General features: G+C 49.5%; 11 protein-coding genes. 5 read left to right on the top strand and 6 right to left on the bottom strand.

Translation table 11 applies throughout. From position 1 onward, the window contains the following. Complete coding sequence (locus ASG33_RS10145; protein WP_056283947.1) at positions 1 to 867, bottom strand: lysophospholipid acyltransferase family protein; 867 nt, start codon at positions 865 to 867, stop codon at positions 1 to 3. Positions 868 to 1363: 496 nt separating this feature from the next. Here ASG33_RS10145 and ASG33_RS10150 point away from each other — a divergent pair, with 496 nt between their 5' ends. Next, positions 1364 to 4720: a TonB-dependent receptor gene (locus ASG33_RS10150; protein ID WP_056283950.1), complete on the top strand. Its 3357-nt coding sequence runs from the start codon at positions 1364 to 1366 to the stop codon at positions 4718 to 4720. Between the two features lie 6 nt (positions 4721 to 4726). After that, positions 4727 to 6511 (top strand): RagB/SusD family nutrient uptake outer membrane protein, encoded by a 1785-nt coding sequence (locus tag ASG33_RS10155; RefSeq protein ID WP_056283954.1) that lies wholly within the window; start codon positions 4727 to 4729, stop codon positions 6509 to 6511. Positions 6512 to 6596: 85 nt separating this feature from the next. Here the strand turns inward: ASG33_RS10155 and ASG33_RS10160 are convergent, their stop codons facing one another. From ASG33_RS10160 to ASG33_RS26260, 3 genes are read right to left on the bottom strand one after another with little or no spacing between them, the layout of a single operon-like run. Next, entirely contained in the window at positions 6597 to 7577 is a 981-nt protein-coding gene (locus tag ASG33_RS10160) for a HipA domain-containing protein (RefSeq protein ID WP_056283957.1), read from the bottom strand. 1 nt (position 7578) lies between these two features. Further along, on the bottom strand, positions 7579 to 7899 hold the full coding sequence (locus ASG33_RS10165; protein WP_056283960.1) for a HipA N-terminal domain-containing protein: 321 nt from the start codon (positions 7897 to 7899) through the stop codon (positions 7579 to 7581). Further along, positions 7877 to 8104 carry a helix-turn-helix domain-containing protein gene (locus tag ASG33_RS26260; RefSeq protein ID WP_056283962.1) on the bottom strand — a complete coding sequence of 76 codons (228 nt, stop codon included), beginning with the start codon at positions 8102 to 8104 and terminating at the stop codon, positions 7877 to 7879. The genes ASG33_RS10165 and ASG33_RS26260 overlap by 23 nt, the downstream gene beginning before the upstream one ends. 384 nt (positions 8105 to 8488) lie before the next feature. On the opposite strand from ASG33_RS26260, the gene ASG33_RS10180 reads away from it, so the two are divergent. Continuing rightward, complete coding sequence (locus ASG33_RS10180; RefSeq protein WP_056283967.1) at positions 8489 to 9049, top strand: RNA polymerase sigma factor; 561 nt, start codon at positions 8489 to 8491, stop codon at positions 9047 to 9049. A gap of 27 nt (positions 9050 to 9076) precedes the next feature. On the opposite strand, the gene ASG33_RS10185 is transcribed toward ASG33_RS10180, so the two are convergent. Together ASG33_RS10185 and ASG33_RS10190 are read right to left on the bottom strand one after the other, a co-directional pair. Then, positions 9077 to 9829: an esterase family protein gene (locus ASG33_RS10185; RefSeq protein WP_229238615.1), complete on the bottom strand. Its 753-nt coding sequence runs from the start codon at positions 9827 to 9829 to the stop codon at positions 9077 to 9079. A 1-nt stretch (position 9830) separates the two neighbouring features. Then, positions 9831 to 10433, bottom strand: coding sequence for a GDSL-type esterase/lipase family protein (locus tag ASG33_RS10190; RefSeq protein ID WP_056283970.1), 603 nt, complete (start codon positions 10431 to 10433; stop codon positions 9831 to 9833). A gap of 228 nt (positions 10434 to 10661) precedes the next feature. On the opposite strand from ASG33_RS10190, the gene ASG33_RS10195 reads away from it, so the two are divergent. Together ASG33_RS10195 and ASG33_RS10200 are read left to right on the top strand one after the other, a co-directional pair. Further along, positions 10662 to 14777, top strand: a complete 4116-nt coding sequence (locus ASG33_RS10195) for a two-component regulator propeller domain-containing protein (protein ID WP_082489179.1) — start codon at positions 10662 to 10664, stop codon at positions 14775 to 14777. A 188-nt stretch (positions 14778 to 14965) separates the two neighbouring features. Beyond that, positions 14966 to 18154, top strand: a complete 3189-nt coding sequence (locus ASG33_RS10200; protein ID WP_056283972.1) for a SusC/RagA family TonB-linked outer membrane protein — start codon at positions 14966 to 14968, stop codon at positions 18152 to 18154. Positions 18155 to 18157 lie beyond the last annotated feature (3 nt).

Here is an 18157-nt window from a genome sequence, read left to right on the forward strand (position 1 = left end):
TCAGCCCAGCGGAAGTGCTTTCCAGCGGTCGTGCGACCATAGCCAGTGCGCGGGGGCTTTGGAGATGTTGGTTTCCAGTTTGTTATAATAAGCATCCGTGATCGTCATCGGCGACACCTCAGATGGTTTTTCCGAAATCAGGTGAAAGGTATAATCGTAATGAAAACGGGATCTTTTGGTGCATTCCAGATACACAACCGCCGAATCCGAAGCAATTGCCAGCTTTTCCGCACCGATCTGTACCCGCGTTTTCTGACCTAAAAAATCGACGAAATACTTGGCGTCCATGGCCGGTCTCTGGTCTGCGATCACAACCACCAGCGAAGGGTTTTCACGCTGCTTCAAGGTAGATAATGCGCCCCGGTAAAAATTTTTCTTCGGAATCAAACGCACGCCCAGCGAAGACCGCATTTTCAGGATCCAGTTATTGATACGCGGATTGGAAATGGGCGTATAGGCAGTATACACCTCAAAATCCACCACTTTGGGCAGATTAATCAGGTACTCCCAGTTACCATAATGCGAAGCCAGCAGCACCACGTGCTTTTTGTTGCGGTAAAATTCTTCCAGCAGCTCCGGGTTGGTATAATTAGCCAGCTTTTTGCGGCTTCCCGGACTTACGATATAATATAAAAACGGCTCGATCACCAGGTCGCCCAGGTGTTTGTAGTATTTGGAAATGATCGTTCTGATCCTTTGTTCGCCTTCACGCCCGAAAGAAGTTGAAAGATTTTTCTTGATAACCTTGTAGCGGTACTTCATCAAATGGTAGGTCACCAGATAGATCAGGGATGACAATGCTGATGCGGCAATGAACAGGAATTTATTGATGCCGGTGAAGGCAGAAGTTTGTGAGTTATTTTTCATAGCTGGTCAATTAATAACTGCCGTCCAATGCAATGGGTTCAAACCGCCCGGTATTCATCCCCTGGATCCATGTTAAAACGGAAAATCCCAGCTTACATTGAAAACGCCTGCAAAGTTACCCGAATAATAGCTTCCCCCGCGACCACATTGTACGAAAGGCAAACAGATCAGCATCCTGAAACAATAAATCACCCGTGTTTTCGGCTGTTTCTCACAGACTTTGACAGGTTATCGCAAAAGGCAAGTTGTTATTAAAATTTAAATAAATAATAGTAAAGTACCATTACCATACGCTTTCGGTTGTAACCCCGATTAAATTATCAAATTGTTAAATACCTCCTCTTCGAAAGTACATCTTATCGGAATTATTCAATTTTACACCGTCAAACCCTGCGGTTGTTTCACACTATGCCAAAAGCATTGAACGAACTCCACTCCTCGAACTGCAAGCTAATATTCAACTCACCAACTCATTTATTAATCAAAATCTACCCTTATGCATTGCTGCAAGAACAGGCTGTTCCTCTCGGGGAGCACCGTACAAAACTCGCTCGCTCGCTTTGCGTTGATCGCTCTGGTTAGCGGAACAAGCTGGGCAAAAACACCCGCAAAGGCAGAATTACTTCTTCCGCCCCCCTATCCACGCACGACCGCGCCCTCCATTGTGGCCGATCACCAGGTGACCGGCAAGGTAACCGACGGACCAACGCCCCAGGGCCTCCCCGGGGTAAACGTAGTTGTGAAGGGAACCCAGGTAGGGACTGTGACCGACGCCGATGGAAATTTCAGCATCAGCGTTCCGGAAGGCGGCACCACCTTGGTATTTTCCTATGTGGGATACCTTGCCCAGGAAATTGAGATTGGTACCAGAAGCGCCATTGATGTGCAGATGAAAGCCGACGCCAAATCTTTGAACGAAGTGGTTGTAGTCGGATATGGTACTCAGAAGAAGGTAAACCTGACCGGCGCCGTAGACCAGGTTGGCCAGGAAGTATTGCGCAACCGCCCGATCACGAATGTGGCCCAGGGACTTGTTGGAGCGGTTCCGAACCTGAACCTCCGCATGCTCGACGGTAAGCCAACCCAGTCGCCTGCATTCAATGTCCGCGGTACCACGTCCATCGGCCAGCGCGGGAATGCGCTTGTGCTTATCGACGGTGTGGAAGCGGACCCACGCTTTCTGAACCCCAACGATATCGAAAGCATTTCGGTACTGAAAGACGCAGCTTCGGCTTCGATTTACGGGGCGCGTGCTGCATTCGGTGTGGTACTGATCACGACCAAGTCGGCCGCGGAAGGTAAGACGACGGTTTCGTACTCAGCCAATTATTCCGTTAAATCCCCCACCGAGGTGCCCGACAACATTGTGGAGTCGTACCCGTGGGCGCAAGGTTTCAGCGACGCATGGTCGCGCTGGAACGACAATGGAAATACTCCGACCGCGATCAACAAAACGATCAGCTTTTCACCGGCCTATCTCGCAGAGATCAAAAGAAGATGGGAAGATCCTTCTTTGCCGCGCTTCGAAGTGGACCCCAATACAGGCGAGTACCAGTATTTTTACAGCACCGACTGGTACCGGGAACTCTACAAGGAACGTTTCAGCGCGCACGACCACAACTTGTCCATTTCGGGCGGTAACGATAAAGCTACTTTCCTGCTGAGCGGGCGCTACAATGGGCAAGGCGGCTTGTTTCGGTACAATACGGATACTTACAATATGTACAACCTCCGTGCGAAAGGCAGCATTCAGGTAACACCCTGGCTGCGGATCGACAACAATACCGAGTACTCGACCATGAAGTACCACCAGCCGATCAACGTCGGTGAGGGGAGCGGGATTTACCGTAACATCGCCGATGAAGGCCACCCGCTGGCACCGATGCTCAATCCGGACGGAACGCTTTCTTTCTCTGCTGCCTATACTGTAGGAGATTACTATATCGGGAAAAATGGCATTGACAATACACAGCGGTTCCTCAAAAACAAGGTTGCTGCCAAAGCCCAGTTTTTTGACAAAACACTTTCCGTTCGTGCTGACCTTACTTTCCAGAGTACCGACATTGGCAGTCAGCAAAACCGTGTACAGGTTCCTTACAGCCGTGCAAAAGGCATTATCGGCTACACAGGGACAAATACCAATGATATCGAGGAAAGAAAGCGGACTACCAACTACCTCGCAACCAACTTTTACGCTGATTATGTGAAGTCTTTTAATAATGCACATAACTTCACATTGCTGGCCGGTTTCAACTATGAGCAATCCAATTACAGCAATTTGACGGCACGCCGGAACGGGCTTGTGTATGCAGATGCAGACGATATCAACCTGGCACTGGGACAAAGCATTGTAACTGCGGGTGGTTTGCAAAAATGGGCGATCGCAGGTGGATTTTTCAGGCTGAACTACAACTTCCGCGAGCGTTACCTCCTGGAAGTGAATGGCCGCTATGATGGTTCTTCAAAATTCCCGACCAGTCAGCAATGGGCATTTTTCCCGTCGGTATCAGCCGGCTGGCGTATTTCGGAAGAGCCTTTCTGGAATGTAAACCCGAATGTATTTTCCAATTTGAAACTGCGCGCTTCCTACGGTTCACTGGGTAATGGTAATGTAGATCCTTATTCTTTCAACGAGAAATTCTCCATTTCGCAGTCGGGCCGGGTAATCAATGGCATTCGTCCGCAGAGTACCCGCCAGCCGGGTGTTGTTCCCGACGGACTTACCTGGGAAACTTCCACTACCGGCAACGTAGGTCTTGAATTCTTCACACTCAGGAACAAGCTTTCATTTACCGGGGATATGTACCAGCGCCGCACTTCGGATATGTTTACAGTAGGTCCAACTGTGCCTAATGTATTTGGTATCGAGGTTCCGAAAGGCAACTATGCAGACCTGAAAACAACAGGATGGGAGCTGACAGTAGACTGGGCAGATCAGTTCAACCTGGGTTCAAAGCCATTTAAATACAACCTGAAATTTATGCTGGCGGATTCCTGGGCGATCATCACCAAATACAACAACCCGGACAAGAACCTGACGAACGTCAATAATCCGAACGAAAGCCAGAGAGAATTTTACGAAGGCCAGCGCATTGGCGAGATCTGGGGTTACCAGGTCGAAGGATTGTTCAGGTCGGAAGCCGAGATCCAGGAATCACCTTCCCAGGCCAATATCCCAAATACAAACACGCGGAAAAACTATCCCGGCGATATTAAATTCAAGAACCTCGACGGCGACAATGTGATCTATCACGGACTGAACAGGGTCGGCAATTCTGGCGACAAGCGGATCATCGGGAACTCCGAGCCGCGCCGCACTTTCGGTATCAACCTGTCGGGCGACTGGAATGGCATCTTCCTGAGCGGGCTTTTCCAGGGCGTGATGAAACAGGACTGGTACCCGTCGGCAGAGGCGCGTTTCTGGGGACAGTATAACAGACCGTACAATGCATATCCCCGCTGGCACGAAGACAATATGTTCCGTCCCGAGCTGGGCAACTTCGATGCATACCTGCCCCGGCTGGTCGGCTACACAGCCCAGGGTACCGGCCGCGCATTGCAGGTACCTAATGACCGCTTCCTGCAGAATGCAGGGTATATCAGGCTGAGAAACCTGCAGGTAGGCTACAACATTCCGCAGCGTTTTGTGGATAAAATCCATGCGCGCGATCTCAGGGTGTACCTGTCTGCGGAGAATCTCTGGACCTGGTCTCCGATGTACAAATGGACACGCGATACGGATGTTACGAACATTTACGGGTCCGATCCTGACCTCAGCGGCGGTACTTCGGGTGACGGATACAACTACCCGATGCTCAAAGCAATATCAGTAGGTCTGACACTTAACTTTTAATCAGTTATGAAAAAATTCAAATACATAAGCAGCACACTGGCCCTCTCACTTCTGCTGGTAACCAGCTCGTGCGACCTGAATGAAGTCCCTGTGGACACTGCGACCAACGAAGCCGTTTTTGGCTCCGAAAGTGGTCTGGAATTGTATAGCAACTCTTTTTATGACCTGTTGCCAAATACCGACGTGGGTGTTTTTCAGGACGATGATGTTTCTGATATCGTGGCAAGAAACGGGGTAGACGATTACCTGGCTGTGGGCGCATTGAGCCCGATCACCAGCTCAGGCTGGGCACTGGATAACTGGCGGCCGCTCCGTAATATCAACTATTTCATTGCCAATACGGAGAAAAGCACGGTAGGCACCAAGAACCATTACCTGGGTCTTGCCCGCTTTTTCAGAGCTTACTTTTATTTTGATAAAGTAAAGCGCTTCGGCAATGTGCCCTGGATCGAAACACCGATCGAAGTGACTGATATGGAAAAGCTGAATGCGCCGCGTGACGATCGTTTCGAAGTAATGGACAAGGTTTTGGCTGATCTTAATTTTGCCATTGAAAACATTACATTAACCTCCGATCCATCTGTTACCCGCATTACCAAAAACGTGGCACGTGCTTACAAAACGCGGATCTGCTTGTACGAAGCGTCTTTCCGCAAGTATCACACCAGCTACAACAAGCAGGCGACTGCCAAAACCTGGTACGAGGAAGTGATCAAAGAAGCGAATGCGATCACCGGCTTCTCACTGCACCAGGGCGCGTCTCTTGACAGAGCTTACCGCGAAATGTTCATCGCCCGCACGCCATATACCGACGAAACCATTCTTTCCGTCGCATTAAGCGCAAGCTTGCAGATTTACAGCTCGGCCAACCGGCGCTTTATCAGTCCTACTTACGGCAACCGCCCCAGTTTGACCCGCCGGTTTGTCAATACTTACCTCAACCTGGATGGTACACCGTTTACGGGCAAGGCGGGATACAAGACCACGCCTTTTGTGGAGGAGGTCAAAAGCCGTGACCTGCGTTTGAAACAGACGATCCGCGTGGGTGATTATACCCGGACGGAGAATGGCGTACCCGTGATTGCGCCGCCTAACTTTTCGCAAACGGTGACGGGCTACCAACCTATCAAATGGTCTTTTGATGAGCGTTTTCCTTACGATGACGAGAGCCGCAATGACAATGCGCACATTATTATGCGCTGGGGTGAAGTGCTGCTGAACAAAGCCGAGGCACTGGCAGAACTTGATTTGATGACAGCAACTGAATGGACCAATACCATTGGCGCACTCCGGAAAAGGGCTGGTATTACAGGCGCTACATTGACCACGGTACCGACCGTCGCAGATCCGTACATGATAGAGTTTTTCAATGGTAAGTTTACTGATCCTGTGCTGCTGGAAGTACTGCGCGAGCGGGGTACGGAAATGGTGTTCGAAGGACTTCGCCGCGACGATCTGATCCGGTGGAGGCTGGGTGACCTGTTCCAGAAAGCGGCGATGAATGGAATTTACGTAAGCAAGCTCGGTGAACACGACCTGAATGGTGACGGAAAAAATGACGTGCATTTTTACCAGGGTACCAAGCCAACTTCCACAACGCCGGGGATTGCATTTGTTGATGTCAGTCCGTCGACAGCAGCGGGAAGACTGCAGCTTTCCGGCGGCACTTCCGGTGAGGTGATCTGGAACCCTGGTCCGCGCGAATGGGCAGACAAGAAGTACCTCTACCCCATTCCCGAAGCAGACCGCGTCAGAAACCCGCAACTGGGCCAAAATCCGGGCTGGCAATAACAGCTCGCCCGAGACCGGGCCGCGTGAATATTTTTGAACAAACAAAAGCGGGACTGCACGAATGTGCGGTCCCGCTTTTGTTTCCCTATCTTCTGCTCAGACGTAAAAGCCTGTCGAGAACAATTTTTGAATAGTTGCTTTTGCTCTCCTCCGACAGCCGCGAATTTTCAATACGCTTCATAGTCTGGTTTTGAAGGTTGATAAAGATATCGAGAATGCCGGTTGCCCTTTTCTCGGCTATTCCTAGGCGCTTTGCAAAGCCGATAAAATCCTGCCGGCCGTAATATCCATTTGCCGCGTAAAAATCCGTATCCAGACATCCTTCACAAAGCTCTAAGGCAATATCGGTTTCATAAGGTGTGTGCAGCTTGGTACTCATCAGATCATAGGCGGGTGTAAGTCTGTACTCGCCTGATTCATGTTGTATCAGTGAAAAGTTTTTGAGATGCGCGTCTCCATTCCCGACTATATAATTGAATACGACCAGCCTGAAAAGTGCTTCAAGCGCGGGTGGCGCGGCGGCAACGTGTTTTCGGATCAATATCCCGATCTCCTCGTAGGTAGCATCGTACTTGTAATTTTGTCCGTTGGACGCGGTAGTCCTGTTCAAAAGCTGGGCAAAATCCTCCTGCTGGTATTTCTTTCCGTCAGTTTTCAAATCAAACCTCCTGGTTATGTAGGCAGGCTGTCCGTCATCGAAGAAGATGAGCGCATTTGCGGCGGTACGGATCTTGAATACCTGCTCAGCGATCTGCATGGTAAGATGCTCGTTTTCAGGTGCATCTTCAATTGCAAGCAGCTGAGTGGAAGGCGGCACCGGTTTTACAATGTATTCGCCTTGATTTTCGGTCAGTATCAATGCTTTCTCCTCGCGGCGCAGGGAATATTTGAGTTGTACACCCGAAATGGAGAGTCTCGATGTGTGTTTCAGATAGTCCGGGAGATTTTCAGATTTCGGCGCCGCATACGAAAGGCGCGCGGCGATTTTGATCCCGTCGAAAAGCCTTTTACTGCATTTGGGACAAAAATCATGTTTCGATTCCCGATAGCACGCTGCACACTGCATATTATTCAGGTTTAACGGTTATAGCGCCGATCGTATCATCACCGGCTGTTAAAAGCAATCTTTTAAAATGGTCATTTTCATCAATCCGCAGCGCACGGCATTGAATATCCTTGTTGACGCCTTCGGATAAGAGGCCAAAAAAGAAGGCGAACAACTCTGCAGATTGGTGGACCCGCACGCTTTTAGGCAAAGTCAGACTGATTGCAGGCTTCCCCGGATCAGAATGGTAACCCGCCTCATACTCGAATGTATACAGGCCACTTTGGTCCTTTTCCAGAAACCCGGCCAAAATGCCATTGTTATAAACGAGCCCCCTCATCATCTGTTGATCTGATTGCTATATGAAGAGTCATTCCTAACACGTCAAGCAGCTTTTCCAACGACGCCAGTGACGGATTCCCTTTACCCCGCTCGATTGTATACAGTGTCTTGGCAGTCAGATTCGCCATTTCGGCGGCGTCTTCCTGCTTCAAACCTAAGTCCTGCCTTCGTGCAGCAATAGATCTTCCTAATTCAACCCTGTTCATCGGTAATATGTTACGTATTTTACAATATTAATGAATTATCAAGTCATTTCAGAGCAAAATCAGTATCAAAATTCCGATTTTGCTTAATTGAGGTTAGTAATTGACTTTTTTATACAAAAAAAATAGCAATCGGAATTATAGTACCGAATTAACGTCAATGTTTTTACAACAAAACTGTCCAGTGAAGTTCTATCTGGCAGAAATCCGGTAAAAACAACTTCCCTTTCGATCTTTTTAACAAGTGCCGGGCGTATGTTACCATCATCAACAACGTTCACATGACACCTTTCACCCGCGCGCTTTACCGCAGCCAGCTCTCCGCAGGTCACCTCACACCTGCCCATTTCTGAAATTCGCTTCGTGCTTCGGCCGGATTGTTATTCGATGAAAAAACACGATGTGAGTTTTTCCGAAACGGAATTGGTGGCGCTTCTTAAAGCTGGTAACAACCCCGCATTCAAGTTGCTGCACGACCGCTATGCGCCTGCATTAACGGAAATCGTATACAAGATCATCAGAGACGAGCACCAGGTTGATGATGTTGTGCAGGATACACTGTTGAAAATCTGGATACACATTGGAAGCTACCAGAAAGAAAAGGGAACGCTTTTCACCTGGATGCTCAATATTGCCCGCAACACGGCCATTGACAGGCTGCGTACTAATCTGAAATTCAAAAATCATGTGGGATGGGAAACGGTTGGAGAGGCAGATATTATCTCGCTGATCATTTCTAATCCGCGCCTGAGCGCTACTGAGCTGAATGCGTATGTGGAGCGGCTTTCGGATAAGCAAAGGCAGGTGATCGATCTGATCTATTTCCAGGATTACACCCACGAGCATGCCGCTGCTCAGCTGGGAATTGCATTGGGTACCGTCAAGTCGAGGGTTAGAAGTGCATTGATAGAGATCAGGGAAATGCTCTCGGAAACGCCCGATCACTAGTCCCGCAAGATCAGAATGCGGATCAGATTACAGGTACAGCTTCACCATCTGCCGCCAATACCTGGGCCGGTGCGCCTCCTCTTCCCAGATAATCAGCTGGTGCGGTACTCCGATTGCATTCAGCGAAGCGCTCAGCTGTTCGTTATTTGGCAAAAAAGCATCTTCCCTCCCGATCACGAGCGTCAGATCCAACTTTCTGAGCTGTTTTAAAAGTTTCGGGTCGCGGATGCCGGGTACAAAGTGGTTGGGCATGTTGAAATAAATGTTCTCGTCAACATATCCGTCGAACAGATCTGCGAAGAATTCCAGCGGTTTGGTCAGGTCGTATCGCCCACTCATTCCCACGATTTTGGTGAAAATTTCGGGGTGCCTCAATCCGATATTAACCGCGTGGTAAGCGCCAAGGCTGCACCCTGCGACTGCCAGCTCCTTACTCCGGTTTCTTTGCCTGACAAAAGGGATTACCTCGGTGAGTATGTAACGCTCGTATTGCAAATGGCGCAGGATCCGGTCGGCAGGTCGCTTTTTGGAGTAAAAGCTTTCCCGGTCAATACTGTCGACGCAATAAACCTGGATTTGACGGGAGTGAATGCGCTCGCTCATGGCGTCGATGATCTTCCAGTCTTCAAGGTCGTAGAAATGCGCTGATCTGGTGGGAAAGAAAATAACGGGTGTCCCACCTGACCCAAAAACAAGCATTTCCATGTCCCTGCCCAACACGGTGCTGAACCATTTATGGTACTGTCTTTCAATTACCGGGCGAGATGGCGAGCTGATCATATTACGGGTGGTCTGTCAACCTTAAAGCTTCACGAATTTCCTTTTCCCAAACAGCATATCCAGCAGGGCTCAAATGCAGCCCGTCGGCTTCAAACAATGATTTAACCGGTCGCCCGTCCGCGCCCAGCATAGCAGGAAAAATGTCAACAAAATGTTGAAGCTGGTCTTTTTCAGTTTCCTGACGAATTAGCTGATTGGTTGTTTTGATCTCTGCCAGCAGCTCCCAACGCTGGATACTGGGCTTAATGCTGATATAATAACAGGGGATTGCGCCAAAGCGGGTGCGGATCTGGGCGAGCAGTTCCCTGTAAAAAATGCATACCTCCATAGGGTTGCGTCCGTCGCCGAGATCATTGTCACCGGCATAAATCAGCATCGTTTTAGGCTGATCGAGCTGGGCCATGATCCTGTCGAAAAACCAGCTGCAAGCCGCCAGTGTGGAGCCGCCGAAACCGAGGTTAACGGGATTTAGATCCTCAAAATCAGTATACAACGTTTCCCATAAGGTAAAGCTGGAACTGCCGTAGAATATCGTCTCCGGCGTGAATGCCAGCTTCTCTGCTTCTTTTTCGACTCTTAAAACTTCCTCTTCATACCAATTCATACGCGATTCCAAATTGGGCCATTGCCCGGATAAACAGCAGGCGCATTGCCGCCTGAACTGCATGAAAGATAGCTAACCAATGTTGTCTGCACGTTAAGGCAAATTTTTGATTGTGTTATCTACATAAAATGCGTTCCCGAAGCCCGGTTCCCGCAGGCGTCACATCCACACACATCAAAGTTGTGAGATATGTATTATATTGGTTACTAAACTCAATGACACTGCCGGATGCGGGGAAAAATCCTCTTCTTTTTCTTATTTCTTCTTACCCTGACCTATGAAGCTTCCGCGCAGTCTACCCCCTACCGGTTTATGAAGCTCGATGCGGCCAGCGGGCTTTCAAACAATCAGGTTACCTGCTTTCTGAAAGACAGCCGGGGCTACATGTGGTTTGGGACCATCTCGGGCCTCAACCGGTACGACGGCAGGAATGTGCGTGTTTTCAAAAACGATATCCGCGATTCCAGTTCCATTCAGAATAACCACATTATCAAGCTTTTTGAAGACCCGCAAGGCAGGGTTTGGGTTACTACCATTGAAGGGATCAGCATTTTCGACCCGGAAAAAGAATCTTTTATCCGGAATACAATGCAGTATGTGCGCCGCTTCGGACTTGCTGATGCGGCGGTTTCTGACATTGTGAAAGACTTGCGCGGACAATTCTGGTTTGTCCATGATTCTTCGGGGATTTACCTGTACCGCCAGGGACAAGCTACCCGGCATTTGCATTACCGGCACGCCGACAACCGGATTGCGGCGATCAGCAGGGACGGGAAGGGTAAATTATGGGTACTGCACCGGAACGGGATACTGGATCAAATTGACGGACAAAGCCACCGGCTCCTTTACCGGAATGCATTGCTCCGGGAGCGGAATGCAGGCCAGCAGCTGCCTTACAGCATTACTATCGACAAAGACGGCGATCTTTGGATTTACGTGCTCCGGGCCAATAGCGGCGTCCATTATTTCAATGCGAAAACAAAAGCGTTTACCCACATTGATAAAAACACACCCGGCCCAAAGCTAAACTCCAATATCATTCAGGGGATTGTAGAGGGAAATAACGGGCTGATCTGGATAGGTACCGATCACGGCGGGATCAATATTCTTGACAAACAAAAATGGCAGATCAGTTACCTGGTGCATGATATTGATAACAAGAAAAGCCTGAGCCAGAACACAATCAATAGCCTCTACAAAGACGACAGCGGCATTATCTGGACGGGAACTTATAAGGATGGGATCAATTATTACCATGAAAATATCTTCCGGTTCCCCATTTACGAGCAAAACCGCTCCAAGTCGGCGAGTTTACCTTTCAACGATCTCAACCGATTTGCAGAAGATGAGAAAGGAAATCTGTGGCTGGCGGCTAACGGAGGCGGGCTGATATACTTTGACAGACAGAACAATACATTCAAAACGTACCTGCACAAAGCCGGCGATCCCGGTTCCATTGGCAGCAATGTGATCGTAAGCCTTTTGATCGACAGTCAGAAAAAGCTTTGGATTGGCACTTACTATGGCGGGCTCAGCTGCTTCGACGGGAAAACATTCAGAACATTCCGCCACAACCCGGCTGACAAAAACAGCATTGCAGACGATAGTATCTGGGAGATTTTCGAGGATTCGAAAGGACAGCTCTGGATAGGTACATTGAACGGCGGCCTCGACCGGCTCGACAAGTCTACGGGGATATTCACCCACTTCGCCAGCGGCGCGCCCAATTCCATTCACGCAAGCTATGTAAGCGAGATCCGGGAAGATAAGGCTCGCAAAATATGGATCGGGACCTCCTACGGGCTTGAAAGATACGATTATGCCACCAATCGATTTGAACACTTCCTGAGCAATGCCGAAAGCGACAGCGCATTGAGCAACAACCTGGTGCACACGATTTTCGAAGACAAAAGAGGCTTACTATGGATTGGTACGCACGAGGGATTGAATTTATATGACCCAAAACACAACAGCTTTCGCACACTCAGAAAAGAAGACGGGCTGCCTGACAATACCATTTTGTCTATAACCGAGGACCAGCAGGGTAATCTCTGGCTTGGCACGACTAACGGGCTCAGTAAAATGCAGGTATCTGCCACGACAGGGCAATGGAAATTCAGCTTTATCAATTACGATGAATCCGACGGGTTGCAGGGGAAAGAATTTACGGAGAATGCTGCATTGACCACCCGCTCGGGGCAGGTGCTTTTCGGCGGCTCAAAGGGGTTTAACCTTTTTGATCCTGAGCAAATAAAGACCGGCAGCAGAACACCTCAGGTAGTCCTGTCCGATCTGTATCTGTTTAACAAAAAAGTGGGTATCGGTAAGGAAACAGACGGATCGGTGATCCTGGAAAAAGCGCTGAGCCGCAGTCAGCAGATCACATTCAGGCACGACCAGAATGTGATTTCCATTGAATTTTCGGCGCTGGACTTTTTTCATCCCGAAAAAAACAGGTACCGATATCAGCTGGAAGGTTTTGATAAGGACTGGATTACGCCGCTTGATAAATCCGGCAGGGCAACTTACACCAACCTGGACCCGGGCACCTACGTTTTCAAAGTAACTGCCTCCAACAATGACGGTATCTGGGCAGAGCGCGGTGCCGAGCTGAAAATCATCATTCTGCCGCCCTGGTGGCAGACCTGGACGGCGGTAGTGTGTTACATCATTCTGCTCGGGCTGATTTTGTATTTGTCAAGAAGAGAGATCCTGCGGCGGGAACGGATCCGGTTTGAGCATCAGCAGGAAAGGAAAGAGGCGCAACGAATGCACGAGCTGGATCAGATGAAGATCAACTTTTTCACCAATGTAAGCCACGAGTTCCGCACGCCGCTCACACTTATCCTGTCCCCGATCGAAAATATGGTGAGGGAAACGGACGAGCCACGCAGGCAAGGGCAGCTTAACCTGATTTACCGCAATGCAAAAAGGCTTCTGAACCTGGTTAACCAGCTGCTCGACCTGGGTAAGCTTGAATTTCAGGAATTGCGCTTTCATCCGCGGGAAGGTGATATTCTCCGGTTTATCCGGGAGGCTACCTTCTCGTTTTCGGATCTGTCGGAGAAAAAACATGTGAAGCTCAGCTTCGAGTCGCAGGTTAAAGAGCTTGTGACGCTTTTTGATGAGGATAAGCTCGAAAAGATCCTGTTTAACCTGCTTTCCAATGCATTCAAGTTTACACCCGAGAACGGAACCGTGAAGGTAACTACCAATATCATCCGTAATCCCGACCAGCTCAGGTTTTTGGAAATCAATGTAATGGATACGGGGATCGGCATTCCGGCGGAAAAACAGGAGAAGATCTTCGACCGTTTTTTCCAGAATGAGCTGCCTGCCAGCATGGTCAACCAGGGAAGCGGCATCGGACTTTCCATTACCCGGGAGTTTGTCAGGATACACGGAGGTACCATCACCGTTTCCAGCGTGCCAGACCAGGGAAGCTGCTTTACCGTCACACTTCCCGCGCCCGATCCCGGTGAAGTTAAGCCCGATCAGAAAACGGGCCTGAGCCCGGCAGCTGCGCCCCTCATCGCTGAACAACCGGCAGACTTACCTCCTGCACGCGCCAAGATCCTGCTCGTGGAAGACCACGCGGATTTCCGGCATTACCTAAAAGAAAACCTCTCCGAAAACTACCAGATCCTTGAAGCGGCAGACGGAAAGGCGGGACTGAAAAATGCATTGGGCGAGCTGCCCGACCTGATCGTAAGTGACGTAATGATGCCCGAAATGAACGGGATCGAGCTTTGCCGCAGGCTGAAAGAGAATGCCGCTACTTCGCACATTCCGGTGCTGTTGCTGACCGCACGCAACTCGGAGGAACAAAAACTGGAAGGTTACCAGACAGGCGCGCAGGATTACATTGAAAAACCCTTCAATTTTGAAATACTACAATCGAAGATCAAAAGTCTGCTCAACCAGCAAAATGCAGCCCGTAAGGCTTACCGCCAGCAGGTGACCATCAAAGGAAAGGATGTGGCGATCAGCTCACTGGACGAGAAGCTGATTCAGAAAGCCATTGAGGTAGTTGAGAAGAATATGGCTAACCCGGATTTTTCAGTGGAGGCATTCAGCAAGGAGTTGGGCATGAGCCGCATTCATTTATACAGAAAACTTAATACCCTGACTGGCCAGTCGCCCGTCGATTTTATCCGCACGATCCGCCTCGACCGCTCGCGCCAGCTTCTTGAACAAAGCCAGCTTACTGTTTCCGAAATCGCTTACCAGGTCGGGTTTAATAATCCGAAATATTTTGCCAAACATTTCCGCGAGAAGTTCAACGAGCTGCCTTCTGCTTACGCCGGTCGTAAAAAGAGCAGTGCTGCGCCGCCTGCGCTCTGACGATGAATGTTACATACCGCAGGTAACGCCTGATAATGCAATATGTAACATTTGGATACCTGATCTGCATGCATTATGTAACTAGTTTTGCATTTAGGCGCAACAAAACAATGTATTGCATTGTTGGACAGCAACAAACTACTCTTTCTAAATTCTGTACCCTTGCAAAATTATCTACTAACAACTCTATGAAAAGAATTTCTCCTCTCATTCTTTTTCTGCTTCTCGCCTTCCAGGTTCGCGCACAGAACGTGACCGTGAAAGGTTTTATCAAAGATGCAGAAACCAACGAGCCGCTTCCGGGCGTTTCCGTGCTCGTAAAAGGCACCAACCAGGGCACTGCCTCGGGATCCAATGGTAACTACTCCATTGATGTACCGGGCGGCGGCGTGCTTACTTTTTCGTTTATCGGATATGCCCCGAAAGATGTTACTGTGGGTACGCAGACTACCATTGATGTTTCTTTGAATGCAGACACGCAGGTGCTTTCCGAGGTAACTGTAACGGCACTCGGGATCAAACGCGAGAAGCGTGCACTGGGCTACGCCGTGTCTGATGTAGGCGCGGAGAATATTGCCAACAATGGTGAAACCAATGCCATTGCGTCCATTGCCGGAAAGGTAGCGGGCGTCAATATTTCCTCTACCACGGCTGGTCCTACGGGTTCAAGCCGTGTGGTGATCCGGGGGATCCGGGAATTGCAGGGCAGCAACCAGCCTTTGTATGTGATTGACGGGGTGCCGGCGGTGAATGGTAACATCGGAAGCGCAAGTCAATGGGGCGGGTTCGACCTTGGCGACGGTCTTTCCGACATTAACCCCAACGATATCGAGTCCATTTCGGTACTGAAAGGATCGGCAGCGGCGGCATTGTACGGAAGCCGGGCATTGAACGGGGTGATTTTGATCACTACCAAAAGCGGCAAGGCAAACAAGGGAGTTGGTGTGGAGCTGAACAGCTCATTTACACTGGATGAAATTTCCACCCGCATGGACGAGCGCCAGAAAACCTATGGACAGGGAAATGACGGCGTTTTCCCGACTGACCCTTTGCAGGCAAGAAATATCACCAGCAACTGGGGACCCAAGTTTACCGATTTTGAAACCATTACCCAGGCAGACGGCACGGTGCGCCCCTACCGGTACATGGACGATAATATCCAGGATTTTTTCAGAATGGGCAGAACGGCGATGAACACGATCGCAGTGTCGGGCGGCAAAGATGATAACACGGTCAGAATGTCGTATTCCAATATCACCAACACGGATATTGTACCAAAAAGCGGTTATGACAAAAACATTTTCGCGATCCGCGCTACATCGAAGGTTACCAACAAGCTTTCGGTAGATGCCAAGATCAATTACATGACGGAGAAAGTGAAAAACCGGCCTGCGTTGACTGACGAGGTAAATAACATCGGGAATGGTTTGCTAGGCCTTGCTGCCAACTTTGACCAGGCATGGTTACAGGATTATACCAACCCGGACGGGACTTATAAAAACTACACGGGTAATATTTACCGCTCGAATCCATACTGGACGCTCAACAAAACCTTCAACAGAAGTACCAAGGAAAGAGCGGGCGGTTACCTGAACATGAATTATACATTCAATAGCATGTTCAGCCTCAACTTGCAGGCAGGTACCGACTTTTTTACATTCAACCACGAGAATTTTTACGATAAATACACCCCGGCTTACGACGGAGGCGCATTAAACCAGCTTTCGATGAATACGAACGAAACCAATTTTCAGGGTTTGTTCAATTTCAACAAAGACCTGGGGAAAGATTTCAAGATTTCGGCCATGGTGGGCGCTAACCTGATGAAGTACCGCAGCAAGGGAAATAACATCAGCGCGACGCAGATCATCCAGCCAGGAACGGCCAATCTGGTCAACTTTACAGAGAAGCTGATCCAGCCTTTTGACAACCGCAAGGAGATCCAATCGGTTTTTGCCAGCGCGCAGCTGAGCTTCCGCGAGTTCCTGTTTTTGAACATGCAGGGCAGAAACGACTGGGCTTCCACCCTTCCTCCTCAGAACAATTCCTTCTTTTACCCTTCCGTCGATGCGAGCTTTGTGGTAACGGACGCATTCAAGATCGAATCGCCGGTGCTTTCTTTTGCCAAGATCAGGGCTTCATTGGGACAGGTTGGTAGTGATTTTGATCCGTACAAAACCACTTTCGCATACAGTCTGACAGGCCGCTCGATACGTGGGTTACCTATGGGAGAAATCCTGGGCGGCTCTATTCCGAATGCGAATCTTAAACCGCAGATCAAGACTTCTTTCGAGCTGGGAACTGATATCCGTCTGTTCCACGACCGCATCGGGCTGGACTTTACCTACTATGATGAAGTAACAAACGACGTTTTGCTTGATATTACGGTTCCTGAGACAACGGGCTTCAATACAGCTTCACTGAATGCCGCCAAGCTGAGAAACCGCGGTGTGGAGATCCTTCTTAATACGACGCCTGTGAAGCTGGATAATGGTTTTCAATGGGATTTGTCATTGAATTTTGCAAAAAATGTCAACGAAGTAGTCGAGCTGAGCGACCTGCTTGAAACCTTCACGGTGGCGGAAGCACGCTGGGCCGGCGCGACGATCATCGCTGAAAAAGGCAAGCCTTTCGGAACGATCATGGGAAATGGATTTTTGCGCGACGATAATGGAAACCGTGTGTATAACAGCAGCAACGGAGAGCCGCTCCCGACAGCAAGACCAATCGCATTAGGCAACACGCTTCCCGACTGGACAGGCGGGGTGATTACGTCTGTCGGTTACAAAGGATTGCAACTGAAAGCGGCGTTTGACGTGCGCGTAGGCGGCGATTTATTCTCAATGACCAACATGACTATGCACATGAACGGTTCACACGCCAATACGGAAGAAGGCCGCGAAGGCTGGAATGCATACCAGCGCGAGCGCCAGCTGGCACAAGCCGCTGCACAGGCGGCAGGCCAGGAAGCTAACCTGGATGATCCTGCAAGTCCGTACTATGTCGACCGTGCCAACAGAGGCTTTGTCGGCGTGGGTGTGAACCAGGAAGGAGCGCCGAACACGATCCCGATCAGTCCTGCGGCTTACTGGCAGAGCATTGGGAACAACATCCCTGAGCCGTTTATTTACGATGCGAGCTACATCAAGCTGCGCGACCTGGGACTTAACTATACCTTTTCAAGCTCGTTGCTGAAAAAGACGCCTTTCAAAACCATTACACTCGGTGTGATCGGACGTAACCTGTGGATTATCAGCAAGAACACGCCCAACATTGACCCGGAGTCGAACTACAATAACGGCAATGGACAAGGCTTTGAATACGGCTCTCTGCCTGGCCGCAGAAGATACGGTTTCAATCTGGTAGTGAAATTTTAAACA

Source organism: Dyadobacter sp. Leaf189, from assembly GCF_001424405.1.
In the GTDB taxonomy this organism is placed as follows: domain Bacteria; phylum Bacteroidota; class Bacteroidia; order Cytophagales; family Spirosomataceae; genus Dyadobacter.

What these genes read in the sequence shown, in the direction of transcription:
- ASG33_RS10190 (WP_056283970.1), bottom strand. Translation starts at nt 10,433, where the DNA reads ATGAATTGGTATGAAGAGGAAGTTTTAAGAGTCGAAAAAGAAGCAGAG.
- ASG33_RS10160 (WP_056283957.1), bottom strand. Translation starts at nt 7,577, where the DNA reads ATGCAGTGTGCAGCGTGCTATCGGGAATCGAAACATGATTTTTGTCCC.
- ASG33_RS10145 (WP_056283947.1), bottom strand. Translation starts at nt 867, where the DNA reads ATGAAAAATAACTCACAAACTTCTGCCTTCACCGGCATCAATAAATTC.
- ASG33_RS26260 (WP_056283962.1), bottom strand. Translation starts at nt 8,104, where the DNA reads ATGAACAGGGTTGAATTAGGAAGATCTATTGCTGCACGAAGGCAGGAC.
- ASG33_RS10155 (WP_056283954.1), top strand. Translation starts at nt 4,727, where the DNA reads ATGAAAAAATTCAAATACATAAGCAGCACACTGGCCCTCTCACTTCTG.
- ASG33_RS10165 (WP_056283960.1), bottom strand. Translation starts at nt 7,899, where the DNA reads ATGATGAGGGGGCTCGTTTATAACAATGGCATTTTGGCCGGGTTTCTG.
- ASG33_RS10180 (WP_056283967.1), top strand. Translation starts at nt 8,489, where the DNA reads ATGAAAAAACACGATGTGAGTTTTTCCGAAACGGAATTGGTGGCGCTT.
- ASG33_RS10185 (WP_229238615.1), bottom strand. Translation starts at nt 9,829, where the DNA reads ATGATCAGCTCGCCATCTCGCCCGGTAATTGAAAGACAGTACCATAAA.
- ASG33_RS10200 (WP_056283972.1), top strand. Translation starts at nt 14,966, where the DNA reads ATGAAAAGAATTTCTCCTCTCATTCTTTTTCTGCTTCTCGCCTTCCAG.
- ASG33_RS10195 (WP_082489179.1), top strand. Translation starts at nt 10,662, where the DNA reads ATGCGGGGAAAAATCCTCTTCTTTTTCTTATTTCTTCTTACCCTGACC.
- ASG33_RS10150 (WP_056283950.1), top strand. Translation starts at nt 1,364, where the DNA reads ATGCATTGCTGCAAGAACAGGCTGTTCCTCTCGGGGAGCACCGTACAA.